Annotated in this window: 13 protein-coding genes; all 13 read right to left on the bottom strand. The window is 67.1% G+C overall.

What is annotated here, in order from left to right; all coding sequences use genetic code 11:
- Window positions 1–145: 145 nt before the first annotated feature.
- Window positions 146–1,288 (bottom strand): Gfo/Idh/MocA family protein, encoded by a 1,143-nt coding sequence (locus ACYSUO_RS35660; protein WP_403999178.1) that lies wholly within the window; start codon window positions 1,286–1,288, stop codon window positions 146–148.
- Between the two features lie 174 nt (window positions 1,289–1,462).
- Complete coding sequence (locus ACYSUO_RS35655) at window positions 1,463–3,223, bottom strand: hydantoinase B/oxoprolinase family protein (protein WP_461780359.1); 1,761 nt, start codon at window positions 3,221–3,223, stop codon at window positions 1,463–1,465.
- A 1-nt stretch (window position 3,224) separates the two neighbouring features.
- Window positions 3,225–5,321, bottom strand: coding sequence for a hydantoinase/oxoprolinase family protein (locus ACYSUO_RS35650; RefSeq protein ID WP_461780358.1), 2,097 nt, complete (start codon window positions 5,319–5,321; stop codon window positions 3,225–3,227).
- Between the two features lie 70 nt (window positions 5,322–5,391).
- Window positions 5,392–6,276 carry a fumarylacetoacetate hydrolase family protein gene (locus tag ACYSUO_RS35645; RefSeq protein WP_461780357.1) on the bottom strand — a complete coding sequence of 295 codons (885 nt, stop codon included), beginning with the start codon at window positions 6,274–6,276 and terminating at the stop codon, window positions 5,392–5,394.
- A gap of 15 nt (window positions 6,277–6,291) precedes the next feature.
- The gene (locus ACYSUO_RS35640) at window positions 6,292–7,566 is read right to left on the bottom strand and encodes an aspartate aminotransferase family protein (protein ID WP_461780356.1); all 1,275 of its coding nucleotides are present in this window, start codon (window positions 7,564–7,566) and stop codon (window positions 6,292–6,294) included.
- Window positions 7,567–7,584: 18 nt separating this feature from the next.
- Complete coding sequence (locus ACYSUO_RS35635) at window positions 7,585–8,532, bottom strand: C-terminal binding protein (RefSeq protein ID WP_403999162.1); 948 nt, start codon at window positions 8,530–8,532, stop codon at window positions 7,585–7,587.
- Window positions 8,533–8,745: 213 nt separating this feature from the next.
- Window positions 8,746–10,536 carry a sigma-54-dependent Fis family transcriptional regulator gene (locus tag ACYSUO_RS35630; RefSeq protein WP_461780355.1) on the bottom strand — a complete coding sequence of 597 codons (1,791 nt, stop codon included), beginning with the start codon at window positions 10,534–10,536 and terminating at the stop codon, window positions 8,746–8,748.
- Window positions 10,537–10,867: 331 nt separating this feature from the next.
- Window positions 10,868–11,266, bottom strand: coding sequence for a transposase (locus tag ACYSUO_RS35625; protein WP_461780354.1), 399 nt, complete (start codon window positions 11,264–11,266; stop codon window positions 10,868–10,870).
- A gap of 102 nt (window positions 11,267–11,368) precedes the next feature.
- Window positions 11,369–14,245 (bottom strand): FAD-binding and (Fe-S)-binding domain-containing protein, encoded by a 2,877-nt coding sequence (locus tag ACYSUO_RS35620; RefSeq protein ID WP_461780353.1) that lies wholly within the window; start codon window positions 14,243–14,245, stop codon window positions 11,369–11,371.
- 218 nt (window positions 14,246–14,463) lie between these two features.
- Window positions 14,464–15,834, bottom strand: a complete 1,371-nt coding sequence (locus tag ACYSUO_RS35615; protein WP_461780352.1) for an APC family permease — start codon at window positions 15,832–15,834, stop codon at window positions 14,464–14,466.
- A 238-nt stretch (window positions 15,835–16,072) separates the two neighbouring features.
- Window positions 16,073–17,104 (bottom strand): D-2-hydroxyacid dehydrogenase, encoded by a 1,032-nt coding sequence (locus tag ACYSUO_RS35610; protein WP_461780351.1) that lies wholly within the window; start codon window positions 17,102–17,104, stop codon window positions 16,073–16,075.
- A gap of 9 nt (window positions 17,105–17,113) precedes the next feature.
- The gene (locus tag ACYSUO_RS35605; RefSeq protein WP_403999148.1) at window positions 17,114–18,874 is read right to left on the bottom strand and encodes an IlvD/Edd family dehydratase; all 1,761 of its coding nucleotides are present in this window, start codon (window positions 18,872–18,874) and stop codon (window positions 17,114–17,116) included.
- Between the two features lie 73 nt (window positions 18,875–18,947).
- A complete protein-coding gene (locus ACYSUO_RS35600) occupies window positions 18,948–19,712 on the bottom strand; it encodes an SDR family NAD(P)-dependent oxidoreductase (protein ID WP_461780350.1) in 765 nt (254 codons plus the stop codon).
- Window positions 19,713–19,736 lie beyond the last annotated feature (24 nt).

Here is a 19,736-nt window from a genome sequence, read left to right as displayed (position 1 = left end):
CGCCCGTGTGGCTCCGCAGTCCTGGGGCCCCCACCCCGCCGAGCCTCGTCGCCGTGTGCAACTCGAGGTTGGGTGGGGCGACAAGGCCGGCGATGGTGAGCAACTCCCGTTTAGGGGGAGGCTTGAACGCCTGATTACTGCTGGATCAGTCGAATCGATAGGGCTCGTGCGGCCCGACCGACGGCAGCGGCCTGGGCCGCTCGCAGGTGCTCTCGATCTCGATGTGCCGGCCGAGCTCCGACGACTTCTCGAAGGCCAGAAGTACTTCGAGCACATGATAGGAGAAGGGGCCGCCGGTTCGGGGCTCGAGACCGTTCCGGATCGCGTGGCCGAACTCGGCCAGGGCGATGCCCCGGTACGCGTCGTCGCGGTGCGTGATGGGTGTCTCGCGCCAGTCACCGCCGCCGGGCGGAGTCATGTCGAGGGCGAGGTCACGGGGCTCACCACGGCGCAGGATCGGTGCGCCCGAGAAGTGGTCCGGATTGGGCGCGGCGATCGACCCACTCGTGCCGTAGATCTCGAGGTGCGGAAGGTTGTGGTTCCAGACGTCCCAACTCACGATCACCGTTGCGGTCGCTCCGGACTCGAAGTCGATCGTGCCCGCGACGTGCGTAGGTGTCTTGATGTCGATGACGCCGTCGTAACCGCCGCCCTGAGTGGGACGGGGGCGGGTCTCGGAGGACCGCGGTGCGCTGGCCGAGACCCTCTTCACAGGTCCGAAGAAGTTCACCAGATTGGTGATGAGGTACGGGCCGATGTCGAGCATCGGGCCGGCGCCGGGGCTGTAGAAGGGATCGATGTTCGGGTGCCAGTGCTCGTAGCCGCGGTTGGCGAACGAACCGAAGGCCGTGACGGGTTGGCCGATCCAGCCGTCGTCGATGAGCTTGCGGCTGGTCTGCATGCCCGACCCCAGGAAGGTCGTGGGCGCGGAGCCGACCTTCACGCCCGCTGCCTGGGCGGCGTCGAGGATCTGCTGCGCCTCCTCGAGGGAGATCGCGAACGGCTTCTCCGAGAGGACGTGCTTCCCGGCCGCGACAGCCTGAAGTGTGACCGGAGCGTGCAGCGTCGGCGGGGTCAGGTTGAGTACCAACTCCACGGTGGGGTCCGCGAGCAGTTCGTCGGGAGTCAGGGCCTTCGGTACCGAGTACTCCGCCGCACGCTTGGCGACGGCCTCGGCGTTGACGTCGGCGAGTGCGACGATCTCGACGTCGGGATGGACTCCGATCTTGTCGAGGTACTGGTTGAGCACGTTTCCGACGCCGATGACGCCGACTCGAATGGGATCCACTTGTCTCACTTCGTTTCTTGGTACCGATGCTTCTGGCCGAAGTCTTGCTGCCGAGGGCGGACGTTCACGGGTGCGATGTACTGTCGTCGCACCCGTTATAGGCCCGCCCTGTGACGTCGGCCTGTGCCAGATTGGGACACGAGCCAGGTGGCGGGTGTCGCTGTCGGTGCCTGGCTAGTGGGCCGCCGCACGGTCGCGGCGCAGCTTCGCTGTGGCGGTGTCGTTCACGACACCATCCTTGATCACGACGCCGTAGACCTGGAGCGCAGACTCCTCCGTGATCCGGCTCTCGTGCAGGTCGTTGAGCACTGCTTCCCCCTCCCGCTCAAGGGGATCGCCATACCCGCCACCACCGGGCGTGATCGACACGACCTTCTCGCCGCGGAGCATGTCGTACCGGCCGACCACCGGGATCTCCTTGCGGCTTCCGTCGACGCCTTCCACCCAGGCCTGCGGAACAGCACCTCCGGTGCCACCGCGAACGCCCTTCGGCGGGTTGAACTTGCCCTCGATCCCGTACGTGATGGTCACGTCGTCATCGCGGGCCTCCATCGTGACGCGCGTCGCGAGCCCACCGCGCTGTCGGCCCGCGCCGCCCGAGTCGGCGACGAGCACACGCTCGTGGATGTAGATCGGGTAGCGCTGCTCGTCGACCTCCACGCTGTCGTGGTAGAGCAGAGCACCGCACACCGGGCGCTGGTAGGTCGGCCAGCCGTCGACGTAGGGCGTAGCCGGTCCGCCGACGCCGCCGACCAGGATCTGGTTCACGTAGGCGTTGCCGTTGCGCTCGTCGATGCCCGAGACCACCGACTTCGCCGGCGCCTGACCGGTCGCTCCTTCGGCGGTGCCGTAGCCGTCCTCGATCTGAGAGAACGCGGACTGCACGATGTTGACCACGCGGTCCGCCAGATTCGTGGTGCCGGACGAGCACGAGTAGGGATGCTTCGGCACGCCGACGGCGCAGCCTTCGCGCAGCAGCACCTCGAAGCGCCGAAACGTGCCGGCGTTGCTGGGCAGGGACTCCGGAAGACCCGACAGGATGCCGGCCAGGGCGGCGCCGGTCGCCGTAGCGCGCGTGAGGTTGAGTCCGTTCGGCAGGTTGTCAGGGTTGTCGCGCAGATCGATCGTGACCCGGCCGTCGGCGGGCTTGACGGAAATCGTGGCCTGAAGAGGGACCCCGTCGGGATCGGTGCCGGGGAAGGGGTCGTGGGACGTCGAGCCGCTGAGAATCCGCTCCGGCAGCGTCTCCACCGCGCTCGTGGCGAGGCGCTCCGAGTAGTCGAACCATGCGTCGACGAACTCGACGAGCGTGTCGGCACCGAATTTGGCCGCCAGCTCCTGCACACGACGCTCCGCGATGCGCGAGGCGCCGACCGATGCCAGGTAGTCGCCGTACCACTGGTCGGGGACGCGGATGCGCGCCCGACACATGCGAATGATGTCGTCCAGGTCGGTGTAGTCGCGCTGGATCCGCACACAGGGGAAGATCAGCGCGCCTTCCTCGTAGACGTCGCGCGCTGTGGCGTAGAACGTCGTCGGAAGGGAGTTGCCGCAGTCGGCCTGGTGGGCCTTGGTGACGGCGGTGAACAGATGGCGCCCCTCGACGAAGATCGGCACGAGGATGCAGTGATCGGCCGCGTGCGAGTTGCCCATGTAGGGGTCGTTGTGCAGAAACGCGTCGCCCTCGCGGATGTCGTCGTGCAGCGCGACCATGTCCTCGCCGAGAGGACCGGCGCCGAACACGTGCACCGGCACACCTTCCGCCGCGGCGAGCAGCTGGTTGTCGGCAGTCAGCACGGCGCAGGAGAAGTCGCGCGCTGTGTTGATCACCGAGGAGCGAGCGGAGCGGAGCAGTCCGCTGGTCATCTCACGAACGATGCCGTCGAAGGCGTTCGCCAGTACCGAGAGCTTGACGGGGTCGAATTCACGCGACATGTCACGCCTCCTTACGAGTGAGGTAGATGTTGGAACGGTCGTCGAGGGCCGCGTCCCACTCCGGCGGGACGACGATCGTTGTCGTGGGCTGGTCGATGACGGCCGGGCCGACGACCTTGTCGCCGGGGCCGAGCGTCACCCCCCGATAGCGGGTGGTGTCGAAGCTCTCGCCGCCGAACGTCATGGGATCGATGCGGTGCACCTCGGGCGATCCACCGGCGGCGACCGTGTCCTTGAGCTGTTCCGGCCGAGGCACCTCGACGCGCACACCCCAGGTGATGATCTCCACGCGGCTCTGCGCGTCATGGGTGCCGTTGCGGCGGTCGTGCTCTGCGTGGAACGCCCGCTCGATGACCTGGGCGGCGTCATCGCGGACGTTCGGTACTCCTTCGAGGTGCACGCGCAGGTCCCATGCCTGGCCGGGGTAGCGCGCGTCGACGAAGTAGGTGACCTCGGGCTCGGCTCCGACGCCGTGGAAGCGGTCCCCGAACTCGGCCGCCTTCACCTTGAGTTCCTCGACGGCCCGTGTCGCCGACCCGACATCGAAGGCATGAGTGTCGTTGTGCAGCGGCGAGAGGAACTCGGTGGCGATGGGCGCACGGTGGGCGCCGTAGGCCGCGAGCACCCCCGCGGTCGCGGGGATGAGCACCGTGTCGGCTTCCAGCAACATGCCGATCGCTGCGGCGACCATGGCACCGGCTCCGCCACCGGCCACGATGAGCGCCCCACGCGGGTCGACGCCCTGCTCCAGCGATGCCTGCCGGATCGCCGTCGCCATGTGGTTGGCCGAGACATCGAGGATGGCCTGCGCCGCCTGCCGGATGGTCATGCCGAGGGGGTCGGCGATGCGTGACTCGATGGCACGTACGGCGGCGTCGTGGTCGAGGGTGAATCCGCCCTCGAAGCCGCTGGCGTCGAGATAGCCGAGCGCCACGCAGGCGTCGGTGACGGTCGGCTCCTCCCCGCCCCGGCCGTACGCCGCGGGTCCGGGGGTGCTGCGGGCACTCTGCGGCCCGACGCGCAGCAGCCCGCCGCCGTCGATCCACGCGATGCTGCCACCGCCGGCACCGATGCTCGAGACCGCGACCGACGACAGACCGGTCAGGTGGCCGACGAAAGGCTCACCGAGCCACGCCTCGCGGGTGTGGCGCACGATCCCCCGCTCGACGAGCGACACATCGAACGTCGTGCCGCCCATGTCGCAGACGACGACGGTCTCACGGTCGGGTGCCGCCGCCGCGCCGACGAGCGGAGCCATCGACGGACCCGAATTGAGCAGGAGTACGGGGCGGTTGAGCACGTCGGCGACGTCGAGCACGGCGCCCTCCGAAGTGACGACCAGGAGGTCACCCGCGAACCCGTAACTCACCAGGTCGGAGCGCAGGTTGCCCAGATGGTCGGCCATGAGGGGCTTCAGCGAAGCGTCGATGGAGGCAGCCGACGAACGCCGGTACTCGCGGATGGTCGGGTTGGCCTGGTTGGAGAGCGTGTAAGGGATTCCCGGGAGGGTCTCCTCGATCAGCTCCGCGAGGCGCGCCTCGTGAGCGTCGTTCACGATGGACCACAGGAAGGACACGGCGACCGCCTCGACCCCCTCGTCCGCGAGGGTCTTGAGGGCACCACGCACCTGTTCCTCGTCGAGGGGGACGAGCACGTCGCCCTCGGAGTTGATGCGCTCACGGATCTCGTACGTGAGTCGGCGCGGGATGTACGGGCCGGGGTAGGCGGCCTTCGAGTCGAATGCGTCGCGGCGGCCGCCTTCGCGCAGCAGCAGGGTGTCGGCGAATCCCTCGGTCACCAGCAGCGCGGTCTTGGCGATCTTTCCGGTGAGCACGGCGTTGGTGGCGTGCGTGGTGCCGTAGACGATCACGTCGGCATTGCGCAGCACTTCGTCGCCGCTCCAGCCGACGGACTCGGCCGCGCGGCGGACCGCGGCCTCGAATCCGGTGAATACACGGTCGTAGGTGGTCAGTGCCTTGCCGACGGCCATGTCACCGCTGTCGGAGCCGACGACCACGTCTGTGAACGTGCCACCGGTGTCGACGGCGATGCGGTACTTCGCGTCGCGACCGCTTGAATTCCTCTGGGCCTCGGTCATCTTTCGTCCATGTCTGTCTAGAGCTTGCGGGGAGGGAACGCCCGCGTGGGGTGGGTGCGGTGTCGTGGCGTCAGTACTCGGCGACCCGGTTGCTGAGCACGCCGACGTGCTCCACGTCGATCTCCACGGTGTCGCCCGGCTTCAGCCAGATCGGTGGAGTGCGCTTCGCGCCGATTCCCTGTGGTGTGCCGGTCGCGATCACATCGCCCGGCTCGAGCGTGAGGAAGCTGGAGAGGTAGGAGATGATCCGGGCGATCGGGAAGATCTGATGCCGCGTGTTCGAGTGCTGCAGCTCAACACCGTTGACGCGGGTCACGAGTTCGAGCGCCTGCGGGTCGCCGACCTCGTCGAGGGTGACGAGCGCGGGGCCCCAGGGCGTCGAACCGTCGACAGTCTTTCCGGCCGTCCACTGCGTCCCTCGGTACTGCAGATCCCGGGCAGAGATGTCGTTCAGCGGGGCGAGGCCGGCGACGTATTCGAGGGCCTCTTCTTCCGGCACGTGACGCGCCGTGCGGCCCATGACCACGGCCACCTCGCCCTCGAAGTCGAGGTTGGCGCTGACATCGGCGCCCTGGATCTCATCCTCGGGGCCGATGAGCGTCGAGGCGAACTTCACGAACACGTCGGGGTACTCCGGCAGCGCACGGCCGGTCTCGTCGACATGGTCCTTGTAGTTCAGGCCGACGCAGAGCACCTTCGCCGGGTCAGGAACGGGAGCGGCCAGACGAAGAGCGGAGCGGGCACCGACGCGCGTATGGGGATTCTGGTCGATCAGTCGGGCCACACCGGACGTGAACGACGACAGTTCGGTGCCGTGCACGCTCAGGAAGTCCCGGACGGAGGAGGCCGGCGTCGTACAGGCCGCCTTCAGCAGGCGCTCGAGATCGAACACGGTGTCGTCGAGCAGCACGCCGCCTCGAGCGTGGTTCTCGTGGAGGTAGGAGACGATACGCATGGCTGTTGCCCTCTCTCAGTCCTGTGTGGCGGCGACGGCGAGCACCGCATCGCTGAGGCGGTCCGCGATGTCGTCGACGACCGCCTGGTCCATCGGGGTCGACAGCGACAGCAGGTTGGCCGGTGAGCCGAGCAGGCCGCGGTTGTACGACTCCCACCACAGGCGGTGCTGTGTTGATTCGTCGACCTTCTGGGAGCCGGCAGGAACGGCCCGGAGCAGCGAGCCACGCCCTCGTACCTCCCAACCGACGCTGGAGACGCGGTCCTTGACCGACTCGCGTGCGCCGTCGCCGAGGTCGTTCAGTCGCTTCGCCTCGGACTCGCTGTACAGGCGCAGCGCCGCGGCGCCTGCTGCCATGCTGACCGGGTTGCCGGAGAAGGTTCCGCCGTGCGGCAGGCTTCCGGGCCGTGTCGGGTCGACCTCGGACATGAGCGAGCCGAGACCGACGACCGCGCCGACCGCGAAGCCGCCTCCGATGGTCTTCCCCGTCGTCAGGAGGTCGGGCGCGATGCCGTACTCGCCGCTCAGACCGTGCAGGCCGAGCCTCAGGCTGATGACCTCGTCGATGATGAGAACGATCCCGTAGCGCGTCGCGAGTTCACGTGCCGTGGTGACGAAATCGTCGGAGATCCGCAGTAGGCCGGCCCGGTTCGGCAGGAGGTCGAGGATGATCGCCGCGTACTCGTCGGGTGCTGCCTCAACCGACTGGCGGAGGAACTCGATGTCGTTGAGGGGCACGGCAGTGACATCGTCGATCACCCCCTGCGGTACGCCCCTTGTGTAGGTGGGACCGCCGGGGACGAGGGCGATGTCCGACGTCCCGTGGTAGCCGCCCTTGGTCACGATCACGCGCTCGCGACCGGTGCCGGCGCGGGCGATCCGGATGGCCGACATGACGGCCTCGGTGCCGGAGTTGGTGAAGCGCACCTGGTCGAGGTCGGGCAGCCGCGAGAGCAGCCGATCGGCCAGCTCCCACTCGTTCAGGTTGGGGATGCCCCAACTCGCCCCGGAGGAAAGGGCCTTGGTCGCCGCCTCCGTGATCTCCGGATGGGCATTGCCGTGGATGAGTGAGGTGAAGTTGTTGTTCGCGTCGATCAGTTCGCGGCCCCGGTCGTCCCACACCCGGTAGCCCTCGCCGCGCACGGCGTAGGGACTCGGTGCGCCGGTGTAGTAGGTGGATCGGCCGTAGCCGCCCGGCAGCAACGGATAGCCGCGAGGGCCACGGCGCAGGTGCGGATCCTCCGTAGGGGCAGTGTCTGTGACAGGGTTCGTCTGGATGTTCGTTGACACGTCGGTCTTCTCCACGTCTCAGTTCACGAGGTCGACAAGGGGGCGTCCGGTGAGCGCGAGCCGCGCGCGCTCCACGGCCCCGGCCTGCAGCGCTCCGGTCGAGCGGTTGGAGCGCCAGGCGATGTGCGGGGTGAGGATCGTGTTCGGGGCGGATCGCAGCGGGTGCTCGGAGGCGACCGGCTCCTGCGAGAAGGTGTCGATGCCGGCGCCTGCGATGTGCCCTGACTTCAGGGCCGCCGCCAGCGCCTCCTCGTCGATCAGCCCACCGCGCGACACATTGATGACCACGGCGCCCTTGCGCATCCGCGCGAGCACGCTTTCCGAGACCACGTGTCGGGTGTCGTCGTTCAGGGGAAGGTGCAGCGAGACGATGTCGGAGTCCTCGAGCACGCTCTCCAGGCTGCCGAGTTCGACCGGACCGTCAGTGATGTAGGGGTCGTAGCCGCGCACTCTCGCACCGACCGCCGAGTACATCCGTGCCACGTGCTGGCCGATGCGCCCCAGGCCGACGATGCCGACCTCGAGCTGGGAAAGCACGGGGGTGTCGTAACCGATGACCCCGTTCCAGCCGAACTCGCGGATGGCTGCGTCGCCAGTCGGAAGGCGTCGCGCGAGTGAGAGGCCCATCGCGAAGGCGTGCGAAGCCACTTCTTCTGAGGCAGTGCCCGGGACGATGGAGACCGGGATGTCGGCCTTCGTTGCGGCATCGACGTCGATGTTGTCGTAGCCCATGCCGTAGCGGATCACCGCGCGGCACCTCTTCATCATCGGGAATTCTTCGGCGGTGAGCCGCGCGTAGGGCGTGACCATGACGATCTCGGCGTCCGCCAGTCCTGCGCGGAAGGCATCCACGTCGGCCGCCGCGACGAGTGGGTAGTCGAGCTCATCGGCGAGCGCATGCTCGCGATTCAGGTCCGGGAAGTGGTGAGGGGCCACCAGGATGGTCCCCGGCTCATCGCCGTTCATGTCCTGTCGTCCTGTTCGCGTCGGGATTTCGTCGTCGCCGGAGTGCGGCCGAGGCCGGCTTCCCAAGCCCTTATCGAGGCCGGTCCGGAGAACTGACTCAACTAAAGCCCGATGCGGGCACCACCATCCGTGCCAGATCGAAACACTCGACGCTCCCCCTTCGGACACGACGAACGGCCCGGACCAAGAGGGTCCGGGCCGTTCGTCATGCGGTCAGAGGTCGAAGCCTCGACTGCGGAAGTAGTCCATGCGCCGGTAGAAAGTGGAACGCCCGATCTCCAGCATTTCCGCAGCGAGTCGCCGGTTCCCGTTCGCTTCACGCAGGGCGCTGCGGATCTCGGCCAGTTCGGCGTCCTCGAGGCGCGACAACCGCCCCTTGGTCAGCACTTGGTGGAAGTTCTCGGGCAGATTGTCTTCCGTGACCTCGATGCCTTGCGACCGTTCGACGGCGTCCGAGACGACCTGGCGCAGTTGGGCGATATTGCCCGGCCAGTCTGAGTTGGTGAGGGTTGCGACGAGCTTGCGTGAGAGCCGCCGACTCCCGAGCTCACCGGCGATCGCATGGGCCAGCAGGGGGATGTCCTCGCGCCGTCTACGCAACGGGGCGAGCGGGATCTCAAGCGCCCCGCAGGCATCGGCGATCGCACGGGGCGCGTCATTCCTGACGCTTGCGGCCGTGAAGATTACTGTGCCCCGCGCGCTGGTTCGTAGGCGCAAGGCCAATGTGCGGGAGTCCTCTGGGGGGAGCTCGTCGGCGTGTGCGATGAACAGAGCCGGCTGGGAGTCCGGGGTGGCACCCTCAAACGCCTCATCGATCCGGGAACCGGCGGCGGTGTCGCGCGCGTCGATCCGCATCACATCGCTGCGGAAGCAGGCAAGCGCCTCGGCGAGTCGTGTCTTTCCGCTGCCGGGTTCGCCCACGATGGCCACGGATCGATCCTGCTCGACCGCGGCCCGCGCCGAACCGACGGCTTGTTGCAGGGCGATGCTCCGGCCGTCGAGGTGCTCGAGCAGCTGATCAGCGGACGACAAGACGTCGAGCTGCGGGATTGCCGGCGCATCGAGCGCCCGGCTGTGGCGAGAGAGGGGACGGACGACGGTGACCGCGCCGAAGCCCGAGGCCGTCAGTGCCACGGGCGAGATCTCGATGCTGGCCGGCCCGAAGCCGGCCAGCATCACTTCCACGCTCGTAGTCTGCCCTGAGGACATCACACTCTTGGCGTAGCCATTGATGACGGACAGATCCGAGCCTTGCAGAGATGCGGTTGCAACGGAGTTCATGAAGGAGTGCCTGCCATCGGTCACCACCACCGCGGATTTCCCGCGTCGGCGGCAAACGGTGAGGTACTCACGCAGAAGGGTGCGCTCCCGCGACGACATGCGCGTCTCGATCTCTCGCTCGATCCGCGATGTGACCCCTTCGAGCATCAGAAGCGTGGACGACGGGTCGAGCTCTGGTACCCGGGCGGCGGGCAGCGTCAGCCCGACCACTGCGCGCACTCGATTGTGGAACGGATCTCGGATGAGCGAGGCGAAGCACCAGTTGCCGCGCATGTCTTCTCGGTAGTGCTCCGCGGGCGCCAGCCAGATGGCACGCCCCTCTTCCAGCGCGACGCCTTCACCGTTGCTTCCGCAGCTTGCCTCCGACAGTGAGTAGCCGGCCGCGAAGTCGGCGTCTTCTCTCAGGAAGGGGGGATTGATCAGCGCGCCATTCGGCGAGCTCAGGCTCACGTGGCCACCGATGTCCTCGGCGACCTCGTCGAGCCTTCTCAGATGTGGCTCAGCAATGAGCATGGTGCGCTCGTCGACACGGCCCTCGTCGAAGTAGCCGCGGTCGGCCTGCGAGTCGACGCCCGCAGCGCGACTGCGCCGCCAGGAGCGGGCGACCACCGGACGGAGCGCAGAGAGATCGTCGGTGGCGTGACTCAGGAACAGGTCGCGGATTTCGTGTGTGTGCTGGGGCTCCGACGAAACGGCCCACGAGTGCGAAGCAACTGATGGCATGGAGACCTCCTCGTCGGCTGCGAGTGCAGGGCTTGAGCCTCAGCTGGCAGGATCTAACACAATGCATGGATGCGTCTAGAGGCGATCGCCTGGCGGACACCATTGGTAACACGTTGTGTCCGTTCCCGTTAACCTGCAGGTGGCGGCGGCCGTGGAGCGGGGCGTGGCGAGCACGCCCATGCCGTGAGCGCGTACGAGCGCGGATTGCGTCGCGGTCGGCGTACGCTCGTGACTGGCTTGATTTCGCCCTGCGCAGTCAGTAGCGGAGTCGCCGCAGTAGTAGCTGCAGTCGGTGACCAGGCCGCCCGGTGCCGAGGTGGCTCCAGCTCGGTCAGGCGCGTGTGGTCGGCCGGGCCCGGTCCGGTTTCGCGTCGTCCCGACGGGTCTGCCGGTACGGTCCGTCGATCACCGCCCGTGACCAGTCCAGTTTCTCGGCCTGGTGCAGCTCCGTCAGCAGTACTTGGTGCAGCCGCTGCCACACCCCGGCCTCGTTCCAGTCCCGCAGACGACGCCAGCAGGTCATGCCCGAACCGAAGCCGAGCTCCTGCGGTAGCCACTCCCACTGGATCCCGGTGTGCAGCACGAACAAGATGCCCTGCAGGCATCGGCGGTCATCCAACGGCAGCCGCCCTGGATGCCGCTTCCGTCGCTGCCGGGTCGGCAACAATGGCTCCACCCGCGTCCACAGGTCGTCTGTCACCTGCCAGGGCGGCCCCTTTCTCTTCTCCATTCCTCATCCAACTACAGGACTGGGCAGGGGAGATGAGCCCCGAGCGCCAGCTCCGTGGCAGCTGGAGGGACTAACAGAGTGATCTTGAGCTCGTGCTGTTGCTCAGCCATCGGCGAAGCCCGTACGGGGACTGTCTTCTGCGGAGCCCGCAGTCCGGGCGGGGTCCATCAGTGACGCGAGATGGGTGCTGTCGCGCAGCGGGTCGATCTGGCGTACCTGCATCGCGCAGCTGAAGCCGTCGGTGAGTACCGAGGCGTCGGTGGCGGCATCCATGGCCGGTCGGATCGAGTGCTCGGCCACCTTCATCGACACATCGAAGTGCTCGGCCTCGAAGCCGAAGTTGCCGGCGACACCGCAGCAGGAGGAGGACACCGTGATGTCCGGGACACCCCAGTGCCGCAGTACGCGACGCTGGGCCTCCGAGCCGAACACCGCGTGCTCATGGCAGTGCGTTTGCAGGACCGCGCGCTCCGGGGGCGGTGCGCTCGGCTTCCACCCGTGTTTGAGCGCGTCGTCCATGGCTGTGGCGAACGACTGCACGCGAGCGGCGACTCGCTGCGCCGCGGCGCCGCCGACGAGTTTCGGGCCGTCGTCTCGGATGGCGGCCGCACAGCTCGGTTCGAGTACGACGATCGGCCGGTCGGTGCCGTCGTCGAAGCGAGTGATCAGGCGGCGGAGTCGGCGTCGTGCGCCATCGCGCTGGCCGGTGGAGATCCAGGTCAGTCCGCAGCAGGCGGAAGGAGTGCATCCGGCCGTTCTGCCGCTCTCGCCGAGCACCCGAGCTGCGGCGGGTATCACTTCGGGGCGGAACGCCCGGGTGAAGCTGTCGGCGAAGACCAGGACGTCGGCACGGTCGGAAAACTGGGCCTCACGTATGCGACGCCGTGTCACGCGCGCTGATATGAACGCGGGGAGACGGCGTCGTGCGCTCACTCCGAGACGTTCGCCGATGCGGCGTGCGATCCGGTTGCGTGCCACGAAGTTGGCGAGGGGTGCGACCCGAGTGAGAAGGGGGAGCCACCTCGGCAGCCACCCGATGGAATAGTGGGTGAAGGGACGTGGCTTGCCGCGATAGTGCTCGCTCACGAGCTCGGACTTGGCCTCGGCTATGTCGACACCGGTCGGGCAGTCACTTGAGCATGCCTTGCACGAAAGGCAGAGGTCGAGGGCTTCTCGTACCTCGGGACTCGACCAGCCGGACAGGCTACCACCCTTGGTGCGCGTCAGTTCCTGCAACACGCGGGCACGGCCTCGGGTCGAGTCCTTCTCGTCCCTCGTCGCCCGATAGCTCGGGCACATGAATCCACCGGAGGTCGCACGGCATCGTCCTACGCCGATGCACGCATGGGTGTTCCCGGCGAACGGCAATGTTCCCTCTGGGCCCCGCCCAGGTTCGGGTAGACCTTCGAGTGCAAGAGAGGCCGCGAACGGTGCCGGGTCGACGATGATGCCTGGGTTGAGCAGCTCTGCGGGGTCCCAGCTCTTCTTGAACGCCCGGAAGAGTTCGACCATCTCGGGGGAGTACATGACCTCGAGCAACTCGCTGCGCGCTCGGCCGTCGCCGTGTTCGCCGGAGAGAGTGCCGCCGTGCGACACGACGAGCGCGGCCGCTTCTCGGGTGAAGTTCACGAAGTCCTGGCGGCCGTGCTCGCTGCGCAGGTCGTAATCGAGTCGCATGTGCACACAGCCCGCTCCGAAGTGGCCATACATGAACGCGCTGTAGCCGTACTTGCGCACCACAGAAAGGAGCTCGGCGAGATAGTCGGCAAGCCTCTCGGGCGCGACAGCCGAGTCCTCCCAGCCGGGCCAGGTCTGCACCCCGTCAATGCGGCGTGACGACAGGCCGGCCCCGTCTTCGCGTACCTTCCACAGCTTTGCGCGTTCGTGCGGATCGGTCACGATGGTGTGGTCGAGCACGCGGCCATCGGCACGCAGAGTGTCGAGGAGCCGCTCGCAGTCCGCCGATGCGCGCTCGATCGTGTCGGCTGAGAACTCGACCATCAGGTAGGCGTTACCGCGGGGCAGTGAGTCGACGCTGGCCGCGCCTCGTCGGTGGCGCATGATGTCCACGATCGACAGGTCGAGCCCTTCCACCGCTGTGGGCTTTGCCGTGAGGATGGGCATCACGTCCCGAGCGGACTCGACCGTGTTCTCATAACCCAGGCACAGCAGCGCGGTGGTTCGGGGCTTCGGGACCACAGCGACTCGTGCACGCACAATGATCGCGCAGGTCCCTTCGCTGCCGGCGAGGGCGCGGGCGACGTCGAATCCGTTCTCCGGCAGCAGCGCGCCCAGTTGGTATCCGGAGACCTGGCGCGGGATTCTTCCCAGCTCCGTCCGGATCAGGCCGAGGTGCTTCTGCGTGAACGAGCGCAGTGTGGCGTCGAGTTCGGCGGCGCGTGTGACCGAAACGTGGTCTCGCTCGTCGACGGCCCGGATTCCGTCGCGTCCGGCACGGAGGAACGCCCCGTCAGCGGTGACGAGTTCCACCTCACGCACATGGTGGGACATGCGCCCGTACGCCACGGAGTGATTGCCGCACGCGTCGTTGCCGATCGAGCCCCCGATCGTCGCTCGCGAGACGGACGACGGATCCGGCGCAAAGGTCATTTCTCCGGCCGACTGTCTCTCGACGGCGCTGCGCAGTTCCCCGAGCACTACACCTGCATCGGCCCAGACGGTCCGCGAGTCGACGTCCACCTCCTCCATCGTGGTCATCCACCGCGACACGTCGATGACGACACCCTCACCTACGGCGTTGCCCGCCATCGAGGTCCCCCCGCCCCGGGTCGTGAGAGGAACGCCGTGCTCGGCGCAAAGGCGCACGATCTCGCGGACGTCATGGACGTGCCTCGGGAGCGCCACCGCTGCGGGACGCATTCGGTAGTTCGATGCGTCGTAGGAGTATTCCCATCGACGTCGGGCGGAATCGTCGATGTCGATCGCTCGATCTTGAAGATTCTGCATCAACGATCCCATGCCGGCGGCGCTTCTCGACATCAGGTGTGCTGCTCCAGTTCTTGTGCTGCATCCAAAGCGTATGGGCGTACGCGGGCGGGAACGCCCCAATTCGCTACGTCTCGGGTCGGTGACTGGACAATAAACTTCGTGTCCACTTTCACGTCACCTTCGGCGGGTATTCTCCGGTGACGTGGACGGCCACCTGATTCGGAACTCTGCCCCGGCGCTCGGAGACTTCAGACCCTCTCACGCCCGAGTTTCGCGTAGACCGACGGACGCTTCTTGCGCAGGAAGAGGGCGTAGAGCATGCCGCCGATGAACAGGGCGAAGGTAAAAGCCATGAAGATCACCGTCATGAGAGTCGACCCTCCAATCAGTTCGGAGTAGTTGATGATGGCCAGATAGGTCACGCCCCCCAGAAACAGCATGCTGATGGCCGGAGCAAGCACGGTGTTCCACAGGGCTTCGGGGTTCTCGCGACGCCGCCGAAGGAAGTGGACCAGTACCGCGAGGCTCACGATGAACATCAGCAGCAGCACGCTGAAGGTGCCGCTGCCGCTGGCGATCGGGTAAATGCTGTCAGGGGCGGTACCGGCTACGGCGAACACGACCGTGGCCACGGTCCAGACGGCGCCGATGGTCAACGCCGAGACGTAGGGCGAGCGGTGACGATGGTGCACACGGCCGAGCGTCTTCGGCAGCGCGCCGTCCTGGGCGAGTGAGAAGCTGTAGCGGGCGGCGATGTTCTGAGTCGAGAGCATCGTCGCGAGTACGGACGTGAGCAGGAGCACCGTGACGGCATCGGTGAAGACCGTTCCGAGCAACTGCCCCGCGGAGTTGTTGAACAGCCCGACGGTGTCAGCCCGTGCGGCCCCCTGCGCCCGGTCCGCGCCGAGGAACGCGATGTACGCCCACGCTGCGACGACATAGAACACGCCGATGCCGGCGACGGCCAGGTACGTCGCGCGCGGAATGGTGCGATCCGGGCTCTTGACCTCGTCACGGAAGATTACGGTGGCCTCGAAGCCGAGGAAGTTTCCTATCGCGAACAGGAGCGCCACGCCAACCCCGGAGTCCGTCAGCCACGGCATCGAGAACCCGATCCCGTGAGCGACGCGCTCGTCGCTGGTCGTGAATGAAGCGACGTCATAGGCGACGACGGTCACGACTTCGAGGATCATCGCGACCGTGAGTACCTTCGCCGAGAGGTCGATACGACAGTAGGCGAGGAAGGTGGTGGCGGCGGTGATCGCGATCGCATACCAATACCATGGAATTTCGGGCCCATTGAGGGTGTTCGTGACGAACCCCTGCAGCGTGACCGCGAAGAACGACGGTGCGAAGAAGCCGATACAGAGGTAGCCGATGAGCGCCAGGAACGCGCCTCCGAGGCCGGCTGATTTGCCGAGACCGGCGGTCACGAAGGAATAGAACCCACCGGGGTTCTCGACCGACCGACTCATCTTCACAAAGCCGGCCGAGAAGATGAGCAGCATCACCGTCGTGATGATGTAGATGCCGGGCGCCGTCTTGCCGCTGAACATCAGGAGCACGGGCATGGTGCCCGCCACGGTTGCCAGGGGGGAGGCAAAGGCAAGAACGCTCATTACGAGCTCCCCGACTCCCATATTGCCGCGGAGCCGAAGTCCCTCGGCCGCTGGTATATGCGTCGCTACTTCGACGTTGCCGACCATGTGGGCCCCTTCGTTGAAGGATCTGGGATAGCGTGAAGCTACTGGCGATCCCTCTTGGCTTTCTGTGCCGGAGTGGGACACTCCGACGGGTGGGCCGAGAAACACGAAAGGCTGGTTCGCCCCCGGCGAACCAGCCTTTCGTACAGCGAACTCAGTGCCCGGTCGACGCCGGTGCGGTGGCCCCCAGCTTGCTCAGGTCGACGACGTCGTGCAGCGGTTCGCCGACCTTCCAACGGCGCAGGTTCTCGACGAAGCAATCCACGACGCGACCGCGCCAGCCCACGAGGTCTCCCGATGCGTGCGGCGACACGAGGATGTTGTCGCGAGACCAGAATGGACTGTCGGCCGGCAGCGGTTCCTGCTCGAACACATCGAGTGCCACGGCATCGAGATGACCGTCGTCGACGGCGGTGAGCAGGTCGTCCGCGACCACTACAGCCCCCCGACCGACGTTGACCAGTCGGGCACCCCGACGCATCTGTTTGAGCCGGGCGGCGTCGAACAGGCCGCGTGTGTCCTCGGTGAGCGGCAGGGTCAACACGACGTCGTCCGCTTCGGGGAGCAATGCGTCGAGATCCGTGATGGCCGCGATGGCACCGAGCGTCGGGTCCTGGCGGGCGGTACGGCCCACGACGGTGACATCCATTCCTGCAGCGCGAAGGAGCAGCGCGGTCTCCCGCCCCACCGGGCCGGGACCCGCGACGAGTACCTTGCGTCCCTGGATCGGTTCGGTCTCCCTGTGTTGCCAGCGGTGTTGTTGCTGGAGTTCGATCGTGCGACGCAGGTCCTTGGCGAACATCACCAGCACGCCGAGGATCCATTCCGCGATCGGACGCTCGCAGACGCCGCGCGAGTTGCTGGCGACGACATCGCTGTTCACGATCGGTTCGGTCAGGAGCGGATCCATGCCAATGCTGGAGGTGTGGATCCAGCGGAGTCGTCCCGGTCCCACTTCGCGCAGCAGCGTGCTGCGGAAGTCGTTGAGGAACAGGATCTCGGCGTGTTCCTGAGCGGCCCGCAGCTCGTCAGCCGTGCGCACGACGATGACGTCCGCTTCTGCTTCCACAGCTGCAAGCGGTGGCACTTGGCCTTCCCGAGGCACGATGACGATGACCTTCGGGCGGTGCATATCTTCTCCCCACTTCGTGCGGCGTCTCATTTCCAGGCGCCGCATGTTGTTCATCGGTAGCGGCTACCAGCCGCCTTGCCATCCACTGGTCAGGCCGTACGGGAGGCGCTGCGGCTCCTCGTCCGGCAGCTTCTGCAGGAAGTCGAAGTCGCATCCTTCGTCGGCCTGTGTGACGTGGTCGATGAAGAGTCGGCCGTAACCGCGGCGGTACTTCGGAGCGGGCAGTTCGACATCCGCGAGACGCCGTTCGATCTCCTCGTCCGGGATATCGAGATCGAGCCGTTGACCCTCTACGTCGAGCACGATGGGGTCACCGTCCCGCACGGCGGCCAGCGGTCCCCCGACGGCGGCCTCGGGGGAGACGTGCAGGACGGTGGTGCCGAACGCGGTGCCGCTCATGCGGGCATCCGAGATGCGCACGACGTCACGGATGCCCCGGCGAAGAAGCCGTTCGGGGATCGGCAGCATCCCCCACTCCGGCATGCCGGGCGCACCCGCGGGCCCGCTGTTGCGCAGCACCAGCACGGAGTCCTCGGTGATGGCAAGGTCAGGGTCGTCGATCCGACGCCCGAGGTCGTAGATGTCCTCGAAAACGACGGCCGGGCCGCGATGCTTCAGCAGCTCGGGCGACGCGGCACTCCGCTTGATGACCGCGCCGTTGGGAGCCAACGACCCGCGCACGACCGCGATGCCGCCCGAGGCGTCGAAGGGTTCGTCGAGCTTGCTGATGACATCTCCGTCCGGCTCGGCGGCATCGCGGTAGCCGTCGGCCAGCGTCTTCCCCGTGACGGTGATTGCGTCACTGTGCAGCAGGGGATCGAGCTCCTTCAGAACGGCCGAGACGCCGCCGGCATTGAAGAGTTGCTTGATGAGGTGTTCGCCCGACGGGCGCACATTCACGATCCGGGGGGTGCGCTGCGAGATCTCGTGGAAGCGGTCCAACCGCAACTCGTAGCCGACCCGCCGCGCCAGAGCGAGGAGGTGCACAACCGCGTTGGTCGAACCGCCGACGGCCATGAGCAGGGCTATCGCATTGTCGAAGGCGTCCTCGGTGAGTACCTCGCTGGGCCTGGGCCCCTGCGAGAGCGCCATCTCGACCGCGCGCCGACCGGTGGCCTCGGCCGCCGAAGCTCTGCGGGAGTCCACGGCGGGGATCGAGGCGGTTCCTGGCAGACACATGCCGAGTGCCTCCACGAGTGAGGTCATGGTCGAGGCCGTGCCCATCTCGCTGCAGTGTCCGGCGGTGGGTTTCGCACTCGCCTCAAGCTCGTTGAAGTCCTCTTGCGTGATGGTGCCCGCGCGGAGCTCGTCGGCGTACTTCCAGGTGTCGGTGCCGACGCCGAGCTGACGACCGCGGAAGTAGGCGGGCTCCTGAGGACCACCGGTGAGCATGATCGTCGGAACGTCGGCGCTTGCCGCACCCATGAGTTGTGCGGGAACTGTCTTGTCGCACCCACCGAGCAGCACGATCGCGTCGAGCGGGTAGGCCCGGATCGACTCCTCGACGTCCATGGCCATGAGGTTGCGGAACTGCATGGCTGACGGCTTCATCAGGCTCTCGCCGAGCGAGATGGTGGGGAACTCGAGCGGCAAGCCACCTGCCATCAGTACGCCGCGCTTGACGGCGTCGGCCAGCAGCTTGAAGTGGATGTTGCAGTTCACCAGCTCCGACCACGAGTTCGCGATGCCGACGACCGGCCGGTCCTTGATGGCGAACTTCGAGAAGCCTTCGGCCTGGATCGCGGTTCGGTGGATGAATCCCGTGAGGTCGTGCGGGCCGAACCACCGCGCGCTGCGGAGATTACTGGTGTTCGGGTCGGACATGTGTGTGGCGCTCCTTGAACAGGGCGTGGTGCGGATGGGGTCGCGGGGAGGCGGGCCGGATGCGAGAGGTGGGTCAGGCTGCGGTGGTGCCGCCGTCGACGGCCATGTTGGTGCCCGTCGCGAAGGTGCTTCCGACGGCCAGGAACCAGACGGCCCGTGCGATCTCCTCGGGATGTGCGAGACGGCGGAGCGGGACGGTGGCTTCCTTCTCGCGCAGCGACGCATCGAGTTTGCTCGCGTCGAGCCCGCCACGCAGCATGGGGGTGTCGATCGGGCCGGGACTCACGACGTTGACACGCACGGTTGGCGCGAGTTCGATCGCGAGAGCGCGGCTGAGGCCGACAACACCGGCCTTCGCGGCGCTGTAGTGCGCCAGGCCGGCAGCCCCCATGGTGGCCATGTCGGAGGCGACGTTCACGATCGCGCCCTGACCCGCAGCCCGCATGTGCAGCCCTGCCTCGCGGGAAACGTAGAACGTGCCCGACAGGTTGGTCTCGATCACCTCGCGCCACGCCCCGTCGTCCAGGTCCTCGAGCAGCGAGGCTCTGGCGACGCCAGCGGCGTTGACCGCCACGTCGAGTCCACCGAGCTCCTGGATCGTTGCGCGCACCGCACTGGTTGCCGAGGCGGAGTCGGACACATCGGCGTGGAATGTATGGGCACGGTCGCCGATCTCGTCGGCCACACGGCTCAGTTCGTTGGCACGCCGGCCCAGCAGGGCCACGGTGGCCCCGCGCGCGGCGAAGAGTTTCGCCGTGGCCTCGCCGACGCCGGAGGTGGCACCCGTGATCAGCACGCGCGTGTGCTCGGGCACGATGTGGTGCAGTGGTTCGCTCATGGTCGCCGGAACTCCCTCGTGACT

The organism is Streptomyces sp. UC4497, assembly GCF_054871485.1.
Note: the sequence above shows the minus strand (reverse complement) of the source record. Positions and strands in the feature narration are given on the sequence as shown.